24 protein-coding genes are annotated in these 13,841 nt (G+C 48.9%); 21 read left to right on the top strand and 3 right to left on the bottom strand.

Annotated elements, in window-relative coordinates:
* Positions 1-16: 16 nt before the first annotated feature.
* Positions 17-1,360: a M16 family metallopeptidase gene (locus ACYVAM_RS13435; RefSeq protein WP_461067760.1), complete on the bottom strand. Its 1,344-nt coding sequence runs from the start codon at positions 1,358-1,360 to the stop codon at positions 17-19.
* 48 nt (positions 1,361-1,408) lie between these two features.
* Here ACYVAM_RS13435 and ACYVAM_RS13440 point away from each other — a divergent pair, with 48 nt between their 5' ends.
* On the top strand, positions 1,409-2,179 hold the full coding sequence (locus ACYVAM_RS13440) for an SDR family oxidoreductase (protein ID WP_461067762.1): 771 nt from the start codon (positions 1,409-1,411) through the stop codon (positions 2,177-2,179).
* On the opposite strand, the gene ACYVAM_RS13445 is transcribed toward ACYVAM_RS13440, so the two are convergent.
* A complete protein-coding gene (locus ACYVAM_RS13445) occupies positions 2,176-3,120 on the bottom strand; it encodes a sugar phosphate isomerase/epimerase family protein (RefSeq protein ID WP_461067764.1) in 945 nt (314 codons plus the stop codon). The two genes, ACYVAM_RS13440 and ACYVAM_RS13445, sit on opposite strands and share 4 nt — an antisense overlap.
* A gap of 241 nt (positions 3,121-3,361) precedes the next feature.
* Between ACYVAM_RS13445 and tnpA the strand changes: the two genes are divergently transcribed.
* The gene (gene tnpA / locus ACYVAM_RS13450; RefSeq protein WP_461067766.1) at positions 3,362-3,823 is read left to right on the top strand and encodes an IS200/IS605 family transposase; all 462 of its coding nucleotides are present in this window, start codon (positions 3,362-3,364) and stop codon (positions 3,821-3,823) included.
* Between the two features lie 119 nt (positions 3,824-3,942).
* Here the strand turns inward: tnpA and ACYVAM_RS13455 are convergent, their stop codons facing one another.
* Positions 3,943-4,161: a DUF4062 domain-containing protein gene (locus ACYVAM_RS13455; protein ID WP_461067768.1), complete on the bottom strand. Its 219-nt coding sequence runs from the start codon at positions 4,159-4,161 to the stop codon at positions 3,943-3,945.
* A 441-nt stretch (positions 4,162-4,602) separates the two neighbouring features.
* Here ACYVAM_RS13455 and rplC point away from each other — a divergent pair, with 441 nt between their 5' ends.
* The 19 genes from rplC to rpmD all read left to right on the top strand — a co-directional run bounded on the left by rplC (position 4,603) and on the right by rpmD (position 13,664).
* The gene (rplC, locus tag ACYVAM_RS13460; RefSeq protein WP_461067770.1) at positions 4,603-5,223 is read left to right on the top strand and encodes a 50S ribosomal protein L3; all 621 of its coding nucleotides are present in this window, start codon (positions 4,603-4,605) and stop codon (positions 5,221-5,223) included.
* A 3-nt stretch (positions 5,224-5,226) separates the two neighbouring features.
* Positions 5,227-5,856, top strand: a complete 630-nt coding sequence (rplD, locus tag ACYVAM_RS13465; RefSeq protein WP_461067772.1) for a 50S ribosomal protein L4 — start codon at positions 5,227-5,229, stop codon at positions 5,854-5,856.
* A 17-nt stretch (positions 5,857-5,873) separates the two neighbouring features.
* A complete protein-coding gene (gene rplW, locus ACYVAM_RS13470) occupies positions 5,874-6,161 on the top strand; it encodes a 50S ribosomal protein L23 (protein ID WP_012930240.1) in 288 nt (95 codons plus the stop codon).
* A 30-nt stretch (positions 6,162-6,191) separates the two neighbouring features.
* Complete coding sequence (gene rplB / locus ACYVAM_RS13475; protein ID WP_461067774.1) at positions 6,192-7,016, top strand: 50S ribosomal protein L2; 825 nt, start codon at positions 6,192-6,194, stop codon at positions 7,014-7,016.
* A 9-nt stretch (positions 7,017-7,025) separates the two neighbouring features.
* Positions 7,026-7,304 carry a 30S ribosomal protein S19 gene (gene rpsS, locus ACYVAM_RS13480; protein WP_018618700.1) on the top strand — a complete coding sequence of 93 codons (279 nt, stop codon included), beginning with the start codon at positions 7,026-7,028 and terminating at the stop codon, positions 7,302-7,304.
* 88 nt (positions 7,305-7,392) lie between these two features.
* Positions 7,393-7,785 (top strand): 50S ribosomal protein L22, encoded by a 393-nt coding sequence (gene rplV / locus ACYVAM_RS13485; RefSeq protein ID WP_046580146.1) that lies wholly within the window; start codon positions 7,393-7,395, stop codon positions 7,783-7,785.
* Between the two features lie 6 nt (positions 7,786-7,791).
* A complete protein-coding gene (gene rpsC / locus ACYVAM_RS13490; RefSeq protein ID WP_461067776.1) occupies positions 7,792-8,697 on the top strand; it encodes a 30S ribosomal protein S3 in 906 nt (301 codons plus the stop codon).
* Between the two features lie 86 nt (positions 8,698-8,783).
* On the top strand, positions 8,784-9,215 hold the full coding sequence (rplP, locus tag ACYVAM_RS13495; RefSeq protein ID WP_046577824.1) for a 50S ribosomal protein L16: 432 nt from the start codon (positions 8,784-8,786) through the stop codon (positions 9,213-9,215).
* A gap of 21 nt (positions 9,216-9,236) precedes the next feature.
* Entirely contained in the window at positions 9,237-9,431 is a 195-nt protein-coding gene (gene rpmC, locus ACYVAM_RS13500; RefSeq protein ID WP_046577826.1) for a 50S ribosomal protein L29, read from the top strand.
* A 12-nt stretch (positions 9,432-9,443) separates the two neighbouring features.
* Positions 9,444-9,809: a 30S ribosomal protein S17 gene (gene rpsQ / locus ACYVAM_RS13505; RefSeq protein WP_461067778.1), complete on the top strand. Its 366-nt coding sequence runs from the start codon at positions 9,444-9,446 to the stop codon at positions 9,807-9,809.
* A 3-nt stretch (positions 9,810-9,812) separates the two neighbouring features.
* Positions 9,813-10,181 (top strand): 50S ribosomal protein L14, encoded by a 369-nt coding sequence (gene rplN, locus ACYVAM_RS13510; protein ID WP_018618706.1) that lies wholly within the window; start codon positions 9,813-9,815, stop codon positions 10,179-10,181.
* Positions 10,182-10,185: 4 nt separating this feature from the next.
* Positions 10,186-10,557, top strand: coding sequence for a 50S ribosomal protein L24 (gene rplX, locus ACYVAM_RS13515; protein WP_461067780.1), 372 nt, complete (start codon positions 10,186-10,188; stop codon positions 10,555-10,557).
* Between the two features lie 20 nt (positions 10,558-10,577).
* Entirely contained in the window at positions 10,578-11,132 is a 555-nt protein-coding gene (rplE, locus tag ACYVAM_RS13520; RefSeq protein ID WP_460936774.1) for a 50S ribosomal protein L5, read from the top strand.
* A gap of 23 nt (positions 11,133-11,155) precedes the next feature.
* The gene (gene rpsN, locus ACYVAM_RS13525) at positions 11,156-11,425 is read left to right on the top strand and encodes a 30S ribosomal protein S14 (RefSeq protein ID WP_100989112.1); all 270 of its coding nucleotides are present in this window, start codon (positions 11,156-11,158) and stop codon (positions 11,423-11,425) included.
* A 90-nt stretch (positions 11,426-11,515) separates the two neighbouring features.
* The gene (rpsH, locus tag ACYVAM_RS13530) at positions 11,516-11,914 is read left to right on the top strand and encodes a 30S ribosomal protein S8 (protein WP_046577835.1); all 399 of its coding nucleotides are present in this window, start codon (positions 11,516-11,518) and stop codon (positions 11,912-11,914) included.
* A gap of 13 nt (positions 11,915-11,927) precedes the next feature.
* The gene (gene rplF, locus ACYVAM_RS13535; RefSeq protein WP_046577836.1) at positions 11,928-12,485 is read left to right on the top strand and encodes a 50S ribosomal protein L6; all 558 of its coding nucleotides are present in this window, start codon (positions 11,928-11,930) and stop codon (positions 12,483-12,485) included.
* A 105-nt stretch (positions 12,486-12,590) separates the two neighbouring features.
* Positions 12,591-12,944 (top strand): 50S ribosomal protein L18, encoded by a 354-nt coding sequence (gene rplR, locus ACYVAM_RS13540; RefSeq protein WP_461067783.1) that lies wholly within the window; start codon positions 12,591-12,593, stop codon positions 12,942-12,944.
* A gap of 3 nt (positions 12,945-12,947) precedes the next feature.
* Positions 12,948-13,466 carry a 30S ribosomal protein S5 gene (gene rpsE, locus ACYVAM_RS13545; RefSeq protein ID WP_012930225.1) on the top strand — a complete coding sequence of 173 codons (519 nt, stop codon included), beginning with the start codon at positions 12,948-12,950 and terminating at the stop codon, positions 13,464-13,466.
* An 18-nt stretch (positions 13,467-13,484) separates the two neighbouring features.
* A complete protein-coding gene (gene rpmD / locus ACYVAM_RS13550; RefSeq protein WP_046577840.1) occupies positions 13,485-13,664 on the top strand; it encodes a 50S ribosomal protein L30 in 180 nt (59 codons plus the stop codon).
* Positions 13,665-13,841: the final 177 nt, after the last annotated feature.

Genomic DNA, 13,841 nt, shown 5'->3' on the forward strand with positions numbered 1-13,841 from the left:
GTTAAAAAGTTGATGATCAATTATTTTTAACGGGATTTGCTTTGGGCTCCGGCAACAGATAACCGACGGTTCGGTTGCGGCTGGTGAGGTACGTTTTAGCAACGCGCTGCACATCTTCCTTCGTTACCTTTTCGTAGAGCGACGGCGCTTCATAAAGCTTTTTATAATCGCCGAAGAACAGTTCGTAGGTACCCAGCGAGTTTGCTTTTCCGTTGATGGACTCCATTGTCCGGTAAAACTCCATCAGCTTCTGATTTTTCAGTTTCTGCAATTCCGTATCAGTAATGCCGTCATGGATCACCTTGTCAATCTGATACAGAACGGACCGTTCCAGCTGTTCAGCCGAGACTCCACTTCCGGCAATCGCGTACACGGAAAACAGGCTTGGGTCGAATGACATCTCTACATTGGTAAACACCCGAGACGCTACCGTGGAATCCAGCACCAGCGATTTGACCAACCGCGACGAATTACCGGAACTCAAGACCCCACTGAGCAAATCGAGCGCATAATAATCGGGGTGGCGCGTGGCGGGGGTATGATACGCCAGCAGAATATTGGGCGTCGCAACATCTTTATAGGTTGTTGCCCGCCGTTCACCATTCTGTGGCGGCTCTACCGTTCGCAGGCTATCGGGTAATTTTTGGGCTGGAATCGAGCCGATGTATTGCTCGGCCAGTTTCTTTACCTGCGCCACCGTTACATCACCCACGACAACGGCGACGGCGTTATTGGGCGAGTAATACGTTTTGAAGTATTTCTCCAAGTCAGCCTGCGTCCACTTTTTAATGTCCGATTCAAAGCCAATCACCGGAAACATATATGGGTGCTCTACAAACGCCACCGATTGAACCAGTTCGTTGATAACCCGATAATTGCTGTTCTCCAGACCCGTACTTCGTTCGGACAAGACCACACCCCGCTCGCTCTCCACCATTTTGGGATCGATGGCCAGATCACGAATCCGGTCAGCCTCCAGGTCAAAGATCGTTTCAAGGGCACCGCTCTGAAACCAGTCGGTATAAACGGTCGTATTTTCGGTGGTGTAGGCATTGTTCGAGCCGCCGTTGGCCTCCATCACGCGGTCAAACTGCTTGGGGCCGTATTTCTTGGCTCCATTGAACATCATGTGTTCAAAGAAATGAGATAGGCCGGTTATACCATGTACTTCATTGCGAGAGCCGACTTTCCAGAATGAATAGAAGTTGGCGTTAGGTATGGAATGGTCTTCGAGAACCATGAATTTCATGCCGTTTTTCAGGGTGAACGTTTGTACATCCTCCGGCTTGGGCTTACTCTGAGCCAGTACCATACTCGTGGAGAGCGTCAGTACCGCTAAAAGCCCCATTCGTTTGTTCATGAGATGATTTTAGTTTGGAGAAAAGCTAAAATTAATGACCTTTAACTCATGAACAAATCGCTCTGGTCGCTTAATGGCCAACGCGCCCTCGTTACGGGCGGAACCAAAGGAATTGGCGAAGCCATTGTCCGGCAATTTCTGGACCTCGGTGCATCGGTATTTATCGTTGCCCGAGATAATACATTATTACAGCAGCAGTTAACGGATTATCGCCAGCAAGGCCATATCGTTGATGGTATAGCCGCTGATGTGAGTCAGCCGGGGGTAGCTACTCAGGTTATCGATGCAGTAAAAGTAATATGGGGTAGTCTGGATATTCTGGTCAACAATGCAGGAACGAACATCCGTAAACCTACTTCGGAATATAGCCCGGCGGAGTATGACCATGTGCTGAATACGAATCTACGATCAGCGTATGAACTCACTCAGGCGGCTTACCCGCTTTTAAAAGAATCATCGGCCGGCAAAATTGTGATGATTTCGTCGGTATCGGGTTTGGCACACACCAGCAGCGGTTCGCTATACGGCATGACTAAGGCGGCTATGCTGCAGCTCACCCGAAACCTCGCCGTTGAGTGGGCACCCGATGGTATCCGGGTGAACGCTGTGGCTCCCTGGTATATTAAAACGCCATTGGCCACGCCTGTGCTGACCAACCCGGAGAAATTGGCGGGCATACTGAAGCGAACGCCGATGAACCGTGTCGGCGAACCGGAAGAAATAGCGTCGGTCGTTTCCTTTCTGTGCATGCCCGCATCGGGCTACGTAACGGGGCAGACGATTTCGGCGGATGGTGGCCTGATGGCCTGGGCTTATTAAAGTCCGGCCACCATCGCTTTCATCTTCGCCATCGCCGTTTTCGTTACGGTCAGAGCATCCTGCGCGTAATAATTTTTATTGAACACCTCCAGCGATACAACAATCGGCTGGTCGGTACGCTTGATGAGTTTGAGCGTCTCACGAATCGGCGCTACGCCATCGCCCGGAAACACCCGATCCGCATCGACTATTTTCTCACGGGTAAAATCGGCCGTGTAATCATTTACGTGGAATACCTCGATGGCCGATTTGCCGACCAGTGGGAGCATAGTATTCCCCGAACCGCCTTTATATAAGTGATAAATATCCAGCAACACCCTTGCCGACGGGTGACCGCTCTCGATAGCCACAAACATCACTTCACTCAACCGGCTCAGATTCGGCGAGAATCCCCATAATTCCAGTTGCGGCACCACATCGGTTTTAGCACCAATTTCGAGAATAGCCCGATACCGTTCGGCGGCTTTGTACAGATCAACCTTAGGGCTGCCGGGCGATTGGGCGCCAATCGGTGGCGTGGCTACGCGTTTGCAGCCTACTTCGGCCAGCATCTCCATTTCACCTCTAAGTTGGGCAAGTCCTTTAGCACGGGCCGCTTCATCATCTATAATCCAGGGGGCGAAGCCAATGGCATTTTCGATTTTTATACCCAGATCAGCGAGAATTTTTCGAGCCTCAGCCGTTGTCCCCCCCGATTTAAGGTACGTCTGTAGCGTCTCAATCCATATTTCGACCGACCGGAAGCCCCCTTTCGAAGCGGCTTCCAGCTCTTTTACGAAACCGAGCTTCTGCCCCCGAATGGTACTCATGTTGAGGCAAATCGTAAATGGAGACTGGGCGGATGGTGCTGCCACAGCTTCCAGCGAATCAGTCGATAGTGCTGCCCCCACCGAGGCAGTCAGAGCCGTCAGCGTTTGACGACGGGTTACAGATTGAGACATGTAGAGAAATGAATTCAGACGTTTCAGGAATTGTCTAGTAAATGTAGAAAATACATAAACCTACTGTACGAGATGTCAACTTGCTTTCATCCCGACAAATAAGCTCTTAATATCTTAATATATGTAGTACATCAGCTTCCATTACAGTCGCGTTAGCGACGAAAGGTTTGTAGCATCCTGACAAGCTTTTCCATTCTCTGGTCGCCTAGCGACCGAACCAACAATCACCCGTCTGATGTATATGCCAAACACCTATACCCAAATTTACTTACATACTGTCTTTGCTGTTAAACACCGCTACGGCCTTATCCAACAGGCCTGGAAAGAAGATTTGTATCGATACATGACCGGCATCGTGCAAAATCAAGGCCATAAGCTCCTCGCCATAAATGGTATGTCCGATCACATCCACGTTTTCGTGGGTATCAATCCTAAGCAATCCATCTCTGATATGATGCAGGACCTGAAGGGTGATTCATCGAAATGGATAAATGAAAAGCGATTAGTCAAGGGGCATTTTGAATGGCAGACAGGATACGGGGCTTTTTCCTACAGTCAGTCCCAAATTGATTCAGTCGTTCATTATATTCTAAATCAGGAAGAGCACCATCGAAAGCGAACGTTTGCCGAGGAGTATACATTATTCCTACAAAAGTTTGCAGTGCCTTATGACGATCGGTATCTCTTCAAACCATTGGAATGAAGTTCCGTCGCTACGCGACGAAAGATATCGTTGAGCTGTCTTAGCTACAAACATCAAGTCGCTAGCGCGACCACAAGTCAATTTCACCACGGATTCTAGCTCTGAAACTGGGATAGCGCTTAGTTGTGTATCGACGAAAAGTTTGTAGAAAAAATAACAGTTCCTACAACTATTGGTCGCCTAGCGACCGAACATTCAAGCTGGCTCTCGCTTCCTGCAGCAAACAATTCCATACCTGCCGGTATGTGTCCTGAACTCAGTATTGGTTCAACGCAGGCTTGGCGCTCATTTAATAAGTCACTATAGGTTGACGAAACAATGATTTGTAGCTTCTTCATGAATAGAATATATAAAGATAAGCTTACAAAAAGTTAATGAACTATAGGCTACGCCATTGACATATCAACTACCCATTTGGCTTCAAAAAACTTTCTTTAAAATAAATTTTCTATTTCTCCAAACTATTTCCTACTTTTGCACTCCCAAACTCGGAACATCGAGACAACGACATACGAGGGTGAAGGTCCGCTAAGATCGCTACGATTTAGTAGAAACCACATCTGACTTTTTCGGCAAACAAACCTTGCATTGCATCGTTTTGTCTGCCATTTGAGGTCAGGTGCTGCGCGCCCGACCTTTTTTTATGTCGTTTCGGGGCCTGATTGTTAAGCAGATATAGGATTCGTCTGATTATTTGCCTACCTTTGCGGCCCGATTCGGAAGGTCCGAAGCGGAAAATGAATACCTATTTTTTACCTGCTTACTTTAAACAAACACAAATGTCTGGTTTAATTGGCAAGAAAATCGGGATGACCAGCGTGTACAATGCGGACGGGCAGGCTCTGGCATGTACAGTGATTGAGACGGGTCCCTGTGTTGTAACTCAAGTTCGTAGCATCGAGAAAGATGGCTACACAGCTGTGCAGCTGGGTTATGGCGACAAAAAAGAAAAGCACAGCAACAAGCCGGAGTTGGGCCACTTCAAAAAAGCGGGTACCACGCCTAAGCGCAAACTGGTTGAATTCAAAGAATTCGAACAAACGTTTGATCTGGGCGCAACACTTACGGTAGCCGATGTATTTGCAGAAGCTGACTTCGTTGACGTAGTCGGAACAGCAAAAGGTCGTGGTTTCCAGGGCGTTGTGAAACGCCACGGATTCGGTGGTGTAGGCGGTCAAACGCACGGTCAGCATAACCGGGGTCGTCACCCAGGTTCGATCGGTGCCTGCTCGTTCCCATCGCGTGTGTTCAAAGGTCTTCGGATGGCCGGCCGGATGGGCGGCAACCGTGTGAAGGTTCAAAACCTTCGCGTATTGCGCGTTCTGCCTGAGCAAAATCTGCTCGTTGTTAGCGGTTCAATTCCAGGAGCCAAAAATTCATACGTTATTATCGAGAAGTAGGTCATGGAAGTAATCGTATATAACAGCAAAGGCGAGGACACAGGCAAAAAGGTCACGCTTCCGGAAGAGGTCTTCGGTATTGAGCCGAACCAGCACGCGATTTACCTCGACGTGAAACAATACTTAGCCAACCAACGGCAAGGAACGCACAAAGCAAAAGAGCGGGCTGAGAATGCGCACTCGACGCGTAAACTCAAGAAGCAGAAAGGTACAGGTGGTGCCCGCGCAGGTAGCGCCAAGTCGCCCGTATTTGTTGGTGGTGGTACCATCTTCGGTCCACGTCCCCGCGACTATAGCTTCAAATTGAACAAAAAAGTGAAATCGCTGGCTCGCCAGTCGGCTTACGCTGTAAAAGCGAAAGCAGAAAAGATTTCAGTTATTGATAGCATCTCGCTGGAAGCTCCCCGCACGAAAGATTACATCCAGTTCCTAAACGATCTGAATGTAACGGGTAAGAAAACGCTGCTTATCCTGCCCGACGTCAACACGAACGTTGTCTTGTCGAGCCGGAACGTACAGAAGACGAAAGTCACGACAGCTTCGCAGGTCAATACATACGACCTGATGAACGCCGATCAACTGCTCATTAGCGAAGAAGCCCTGTCAACCATTCAAACGTTGTTCGACCGATAATCGGGAGCAAATTAACCATGAGCGTACTGAAACGACCAATCGTCACGGAGAAAATGACGGGCCTTAACAAGCAAGGCAAATATGCTTTTGAGGTTGAACTAAAAGCCAACAAACTCGAAATCGGCAAAGCCATCGAGAAAATGTATGGCGTAAACGTTGAAGCTGTCAATACATTCCGGGTATACGGAAAGAAACGCAGCAAAAACATCAACGGACGTGTTGTATCGGGTAAGACCCCAACCACTAAGAAAGCAATTGTTACGGTTGCTGAAGGCGAAGTAATTGATATCTACGCTGACCTGTAAACCGAGCACTGCTCTACCAATTAATCAGTCATGGGAGTTAAAAAACTAAGACCAATAACGCCGAGTACACGTTTTCGCGTGGCACCCGACTTTGCGGAAATAACAGCCTCCAAGCCGGAAAAAAGCCTGCTGGAGCCCATTAAGAGAACCGGTGGCCGTAATAACGAAGGTCACCGCACTATGCGCTACATTGGAGGAGGTCATAAACGGCAATACCGTATTATTGACTTCAAGCGCGACAAAGTCGGCCAACCTGCCGAAGTTTTGACTGTAGAATACGATCCAAACCGTTCGGCCCGCATCTCGCTGGTGCAATATCCTGACGGTGAAAAACGCTACATCATCGCACCACAAGGTATCACCGTTGGCCAGACCATCCGGTCGGGCGAAGGATCAACTCCTGACGTTGGCAACGCACTTCCCTTGGCACTGATGCCAATTGGTACGATCGTTCACAACATCGAGTTGACACCAGGTAAAGGTGGTGCAATGGCTCGTTCGGCTGGCACCTATGCTCAGTTGGTAGGCCGTGAAGATAAATACGCTATCCTGCGTTTGCCTTCGGGTGAAACACGCCGGGTTCTGAGCGCCGGTATGGCAACGGTAGGTTCGGTATCGAATCCCGACCATATGAACGTTGTCATGGGTAAAGCTGGCCGTAGCCGTTGGTTAGGTCGCCGTCCCCGCGTTCGGGCTGTCGTTATGAACCCAGTCGATCACCCAATGGGTGGTGGTGAAGGCCGGGCATCCGGTGGTCACCCACGTTCACGTAATGGCCAGTTCGCCAAAGGTCAAAAGACCCGGAACAAGAACAAGGCATCTGAAAGCATGATTATTAGCCGACGCAAAAAGTAACAGATAACAATGGCACGTTCACTCAAAAAAGGCCCCTATATTGATTTTCGTTTAGACAATAAAGTCCAGACGCAGAATGATTCGGGCAAGAAATCGGTCATCAAAACCTGGTCGCGTCGTTCGATGATTTCGCCGGATTTCGTAGGCCATACCTTCGCTGTGCACAACGGCAACAAGTTTATCCCGGTTTATGTAACGGAGAACATGGTAGGTCACAAGCTCGGCGAATTCTCGCCAACGCGTAACTTCCGGGGACACACCGCAAAGAAAGACAAGGGCAAACGATAAGCAGTTCGTAGTTCGTAGTTTGTGGTTTGTAGTTAGCTAAATCACTATAAACCACGAACAACAAACCACAAACCACAAACTGAAAAAAATGGAAGCAGTAGCAAAACTTAAAGATGTGCCCACGTCTCCCCGCAAGATGCGGTTAATTGCCGACCTCATTCGTGGTCAGCGCGTTAGCCGGGCGTTGGGCCTGTTAAAATATCAGCCACAGGCTGGTGCCGACGTATTGCAGAAAGTGCTTTTGTCGGCCGTTGCCAACTGGCAGCAAAAAAATGAAGATGCCCGTATCGAAGATGCGGATCTTTACATAAAAACGATTTTTGTTGATGGTGGTCCGATGCTGAAGCGTCTGCGTCCAGCACCACAAGGTCGTGGTCACCGGATTCGTAAGCGGTCAAATCACATTACCCTTGTGGTTGACAGCGCAGCGGACACTGTATTGACTCAGGCTGAAGTTTCTACCCCTGAAAACGAACAATAGACAGAAATGGGACAAAAAATAAATCCAATTGGCCTGCGACTTGGTATTGTTCGGGGCTGGGAGTCGAGCTGGTACGGCGGTAAAGAGTTTGCGGACAAACTTGTTGAAGACGAGAAAATTCGTAAATATATCTCTGCCCGTATCCCTAAAGGTGCCATTGCGCGGGTCGTTATCGAACGTACCCTGAAGCGCGTAACCCTAACCATTCACACGGCTCGTCCGGGTATCGTTATCGGTAAAGGTGGTGGCGAAGTTGATAAGATCAAAGAAGAGCTGAAAAAGATCACGGGCAAAGATGTCCAGATCAATATCTTCGAAATCAAACGCCCTGAGATCGATGCTAAACTGGTTGGCGAGGCTATCGCTCAGCAGTTACAGGCTCGTATTTCGTTCCGTCGTGCCATGAAGCAGGCTATTCAATCAGCGATTCGGGTAGGTGCACAAGGCATCAAGGTAAAAGTATCAGGTCGTCTGGGTGGTGCTGAAATTGCCCGCTCGGAGCAGTACAAAGAAGGTCGTGTACCTCTTCACACACTGCGTGCTGATATCGATTATGCTATTTCTGAAGCCCAAACCGTTTACGGAAAAATCGGCATTAAAGTGTGGATTTTCAAAGGCGAAGTATATGGCAAGCGTGATCTGTCTCCAGCTGCTATGATGAGCCAGGCGCAAGCCGGTGAGCGTACAGCGGCAGCCAATGATCGTGGCGACCGTCGTGGCCCTCGTGGCGACCGTGATGGCAACGACCGTGGTGGTCGGAACCGTGGTGGAAATGATCGTGGTGGTCGTGGTGGTAATGCCGGTGGCGGCCAGGGTGGAAACCGTGGTGGCAATGCCGGTGGCCCAGGTGGAAACCGCGGTGGCGGTGGTGGTCAGGGTGGCAACCGTGGTGGCGGAGGTCCAAGACGATAAATTCAGTCGTCAGTCGTCAGTCCACAGTCATTAGTTTACTACTCTTGATCAACAACTAACCACTATCGACGCTAACTTTTAGAGCTATGTTACAGCCAAAAAGAACTAAATTCCGTAAGCAGCATAAAGGCAGGATTCCAGGTATCGCTTCACGCGGTCATGAGATTGCCTTCGGTACATTCGGCATCAAATCACTGGAGCCCGGCCGGATCACCGCCCGCCAGATTGAAGCCGCTCGTATTTCAGTAACACGGGCCATGAAACGCGAAGGTCAGGTTTGGATTCGCATTTTCCCCGATAAACCCATTACCAAGAAGCCAGCCGAAGTTCGGATGGGTAAAGGTAAAGGTGCCCCAGAATACTGGGTAGCCGTAGTAAAGCCCGGTACGATTATGTTCGAAACAACGGGCGTTGATCTGGCAACGGGTATGGAAGCCCTGCGCCTGGCCGCTCAGAAATTGCCAGTTCGGACGAAATTTGTTGTCCGGCGTGATTATCAGGAGCAAGGCGAAGAATAGTACCCCTAAGCGACGAACAAAATGAAAAAAGAAGATTTAAAAGGATTGTCGGCCGACGAGTTACGTACCGAGCTAGGTGCTGAACAAGACCGACTGTTGAAACTAAGGTTCGCTCATGCGGTATCTCCAATTGAGAACCCAATGCGCATCCGCGAGAGCCGGAAACGGATTACTCGTCTGAACACAGAACTGACGGTTAAATCGCGGCAAGCCTAATAAGACACGACAATGGAAGAGCAACAAGCACCAGCACCGCAGGTAGACCAACAAGCTCCGGCGGCAGCAGCAACAGATCAGCCGACAGCAACTGCTCCAGCAACGAGCACTGCCGCATCGGCTTCGGAGCGCAACGCTCGGAAAGAGCGTATCGGACGGGTAACCAGCAATAAAATGCAGAAAACCATCACTGTTGCGATTGATCGCAAAGTGAAGCACCCGATGTATGGCAAGTTCATGAACAAGACGAAAAAACTGACGGTTCATGACGAGAAAAATGAGTGTGGTATCGGTGACACGGTTCGTGTTATGGAAACCCGCCCAATGAGCAAAAATAAGCGTTGGCGTTTAGTCGAAATCATCGAAAAAGCGAAGTAAGCCATGGTACAGCAAGAATCAAGATTAGGCGTAGCCGATAACAGTGGCGCGAAGGAAGTGCTGGTTATCCGCGTCCTGGGCGGTACAGGCAAGCGGTATGCATCAGTCGGTGACAAGATTGTCGTGACGGTGAAACAGGCTCTGTCGTCCAGTAGCATGAAAAAAGGTACGGTATCGAAAGCCGTTGTTGTTCGGACCAAGAAGGAAGTTCGTCGTAAAGATGGATCATACATCCGCTTCGAAGACAATGCTGCCGTATTGCTCAATAACAACGATGAACCACGGGGCACCCGGATTTTCGGACCCGTAGCTCGTGAATTGCGCGAGAAGCAGTTTATGAAAATCGTATCGTTAGCCCCGGAAGTATTGTAAGGCAATGGAGAAGAAAATAACGCTACCGAAGCACAAATTCCATATCAAATCAGGCGACACCGTCGTCGTGATTGGTGGTAACTCGAAAGGTCAGCGCGGTGTTGTGAAAGAAGTAATTGTAGAGAAAGATCGTGCTCGTGTTGAGGGCGTCGCTATGATTACCAAACACTTGAAGCCAACGGCTTCTAACCCGCAGGGGAGCCTGGAAAAAACGGAAGGATCGATTCACATCAGCAACCTGAAACTGGTTGATCCGGCCACCGGCGAACCTACCCGCACGGGTCGTAAAGAAAACGAAAAGGGAAAGCTGCAGCGCTTCTCCAAGAAGACAGGCAACTTTATTCCTGATCGGTCCGCCGACGCGGGTCGTAAATAACCTTAAGCAGGTCTAAGAAAATGGCAACGCCAAGACTGAAAGAAAAATATCTAAGCGAAATCGTACCTCAGTTGAAGGACAAGTTTCAGTATAAGTCGGTCATGCAAGTGCCCCGTCTAACTAAGATTGTCATCAACAAAGGTATTGGAGCCGCTGTCGCCGATAAAAAATTGGTGGACGTGGGCGTCGAAGAATTGACGACCATCACGGGTCAGAAAGCTGTTCCGACACTGTCGAAGAAAGCTGTCTCGAACTTCAAACTGCGGGAGAAAATGCCCATCGGTGCGAAAGTTACGCTGCGTGGTGTGAAGATGTATGAATTCCTGGACCGGTTGACGGCGGTATCGCTGCCCCGCGTTCGTGACTTCAAAGGCATTAGCGATAAAGGGTTCGACGGCCGTGGCAACTACACCTTCGGTGTGCAGGAGCAGATCATCTTCCCTGAAATCAGCATTGATAAAGTAGCCCGCATTTCGGGGATGGACATCACGTTTGTGACGACGGCCAACACCGACAATGAGAGTTACGAATTGCTGAAAGCAATGGGTATGCCGTTTGCTAAAAGTGATAAATAACAACCGACAAAAAGGTTAAGACAATGGCAAAAGAATCAATAAAAGCACGGGAACGGAAACGCGAAGCACTGGTGGCTAAGTACGCTGTAAAGCGGGCCGCTTTAAAAGCTGCCGGCGACTACATCGGTCTGGATAAACTGCCTAAAAATTCGTCCGCTGTTCGTTTGCACAACCGGTGCAAATTGACGGGTCGTCCTCGGGGCTACATGCGCAAGTTTGGTATTTCACGGGTAACATTCCGGGAAATGGCATCGGCCGGTAAGATTCCAGGTGTAACTAAAGCAAGCTGGTAATTCCAGATTCCATTTCTATTTGTAATTCAGTTTCCGTAATTTTGCGAACTTTCTCAAAAAGAGGGGTTTGCAAGTAACGCAACGCTAAGAATGAATACAGATCCAATAGCAGACTTTCTGACTCGTGTTAGAAACGCCATCCGGGCTAAGCACCGGGTTGTAGAGATCCCTGCTTCGAACATAAAAAAAGAGATTACCAAGGTTTTGTACGAAAAAGGGTACATCCAGAACTACAAGTTCGACGATAGCACCCCACAAGGCTCAATCAAGATTGCGCTCAAGTACAACCCAACGACGAAGCAGCCTGCTATCGTTGACCTACAACGCATCAGCCGTCCAGGTCTGCGTCAGTATCGGGGAGCCGATAACCTGCCACGCATTCTGAATGGACTAGGTGTAGCGATCATCTCTACCTCTAAGGGCGTGATGACAGATAAAGAAGCGAAGACGCTGAACGTTGGTGGAGAAGTATTGTGTTACGTATATTAATCCGAACTGAACGATGTCACGCATAGGTAAGAAACCAATCGCCCTACCCAGCAACGTTACGTTGTCTGTCGACAATCAGAACGTCGTTACGGTAAAAGGCCCTAAAGGCACCTTGACCCAATCGGTTGACCCGGACATTTCGGTAGCCATTGAAGACGGTCATATCCAGGTAAGCCGCCCAACCGAGCAGAAGCGCCACAAAGCCCTGCACGGTCTGTATCGGTCGCTGGTCAATAACATGGTAACGGGCGTAAGCGAAGGCTTCAAACTCGATCTCGAAGTAATCGGGGTGGGTTACAAAGCATCCGTTGCTAATAATATTCTCGAACTGCAACTTGGCTATTCACACAACGTGTTTTTAGCGGTTCCAGCCGAAATCAAAGTTACGGCTGTAACGGAGAAAGGTCAGAATCCAAAAGTTTATCTGGAAGGTTCAGATAAGCAACTTTTGGGCGATGTAGCCGCAAAAATCCGTTCGTTGCGTAAAGTTGAGCCTTACAAAGGCAAAGGTATCCGCTTTATCGGTGAGCAAGTTCGCCGGAAAGCTGGTAAATCTTCTTCGAAGAAATAATAAAGTGGTTTTCAGTTTTCGGTTTATGGCTGACCTGTTCAGGAGTAAATCGAAAACTAAAAACCAAAAACATTTTAAACGCCTATTTGGTCGGAATCAAATAACATGGCAACGAATAAACAAGAAAGAAGACAGCGGATCAAGTTTGGTATCCGGGCGAAAGTTTCTGGCACTGCCGAGCGTCCCCGTCTATCCGTTTTCCGCTCTAACAAAGCGATTTACGCGCAGTTGATCGACGATATTAGCGGCCACACACTGGCATCTGCCTCATCGGTTGAATTGAAAAGCGAAACCGAAGGGAATACCGTCGAAACGGCGAAGAAAGTAGGCCAGCGGTTGGCCGAGAAAGCAGTTGCCAAGAATATCAGCGCTGCTGTGTTCGACCGCAATGGCTACTTATATCACGGTAAAGTAAAAGCATTGGCCGATGCAGCCCGCGAGGGAGGCCTTAAGTTCTAAGCGATGAACATCAATTCAGCAAGACCGACAAAATTTAACGAAGCCGACCTTAAAGAAAAGGTTGTAGCCATCAACCGCGTAGCGAAGGTGGTAAAAGGTGGTCGCCGGTTCAGCTTCTCGGCAATTGTCGTGGTTGGAGACGGTAACGGTGTCGTTGGTTACGGATTAGGCAAAGCCAATGAAGTAACTGATGCCATTGCCAAAGGAGTGGAAGATGCCAAGAAAAACCTGGTGCAGATTCCTCTTCTGAAGCGTACGGTTCCCCACGAAATGGAAGGCAAATTCAGCGGTGGCTTCGTCCTGCTGAAGCCAGCGGCTCCAGGTACTGGTGTTATTGCGGGTGGTGCTATGCGGGCCGTTCTTGAATCGGCTGGTATTCACGACATCCTGGCGAAGTCGAAAGGCTCGTCGAATCCTCACAACGTAGTAAAAGCGACATTAGACGCCCTGCTGAAAATGCGGTTACCACACCAGGTAGCTTTCCAGCGTCAGATCAGCTTGGCAAAAGTATTTAACGGTTAATATAAAGGAGCAATAGACATGGCACGAGTACGCATCACGCAGGTCAGCAGCACCATTAAACGACCGCTATCTCAGAAAAACGCAATCAAGTCGTTAGGCTTGGGCAAAATCAACCGCAGTGTCGAGTTAGAATACAACGACGCACTGAAAGGAGCAATCAATAAGGTGCAGCACCTAGTGAAGGTTGAAGAAATTTAATTATCTTTGCGATTCTTTTGGTTTTCAGGCCATGGCGACCCTTGGTTGCCCTGGCATCGAAGAGCCAAAAGAATCATCTTTTTAACACTAAATAGCGGCAAAAGCAGTACAATAAACAGTTGGGTGTCCATTTAACGATACTCTACCGTTCCTGTTTTACTTATTTTGTCCAACAAT

Source organism: Spirosoma horti (assembly GCF_054776595.1).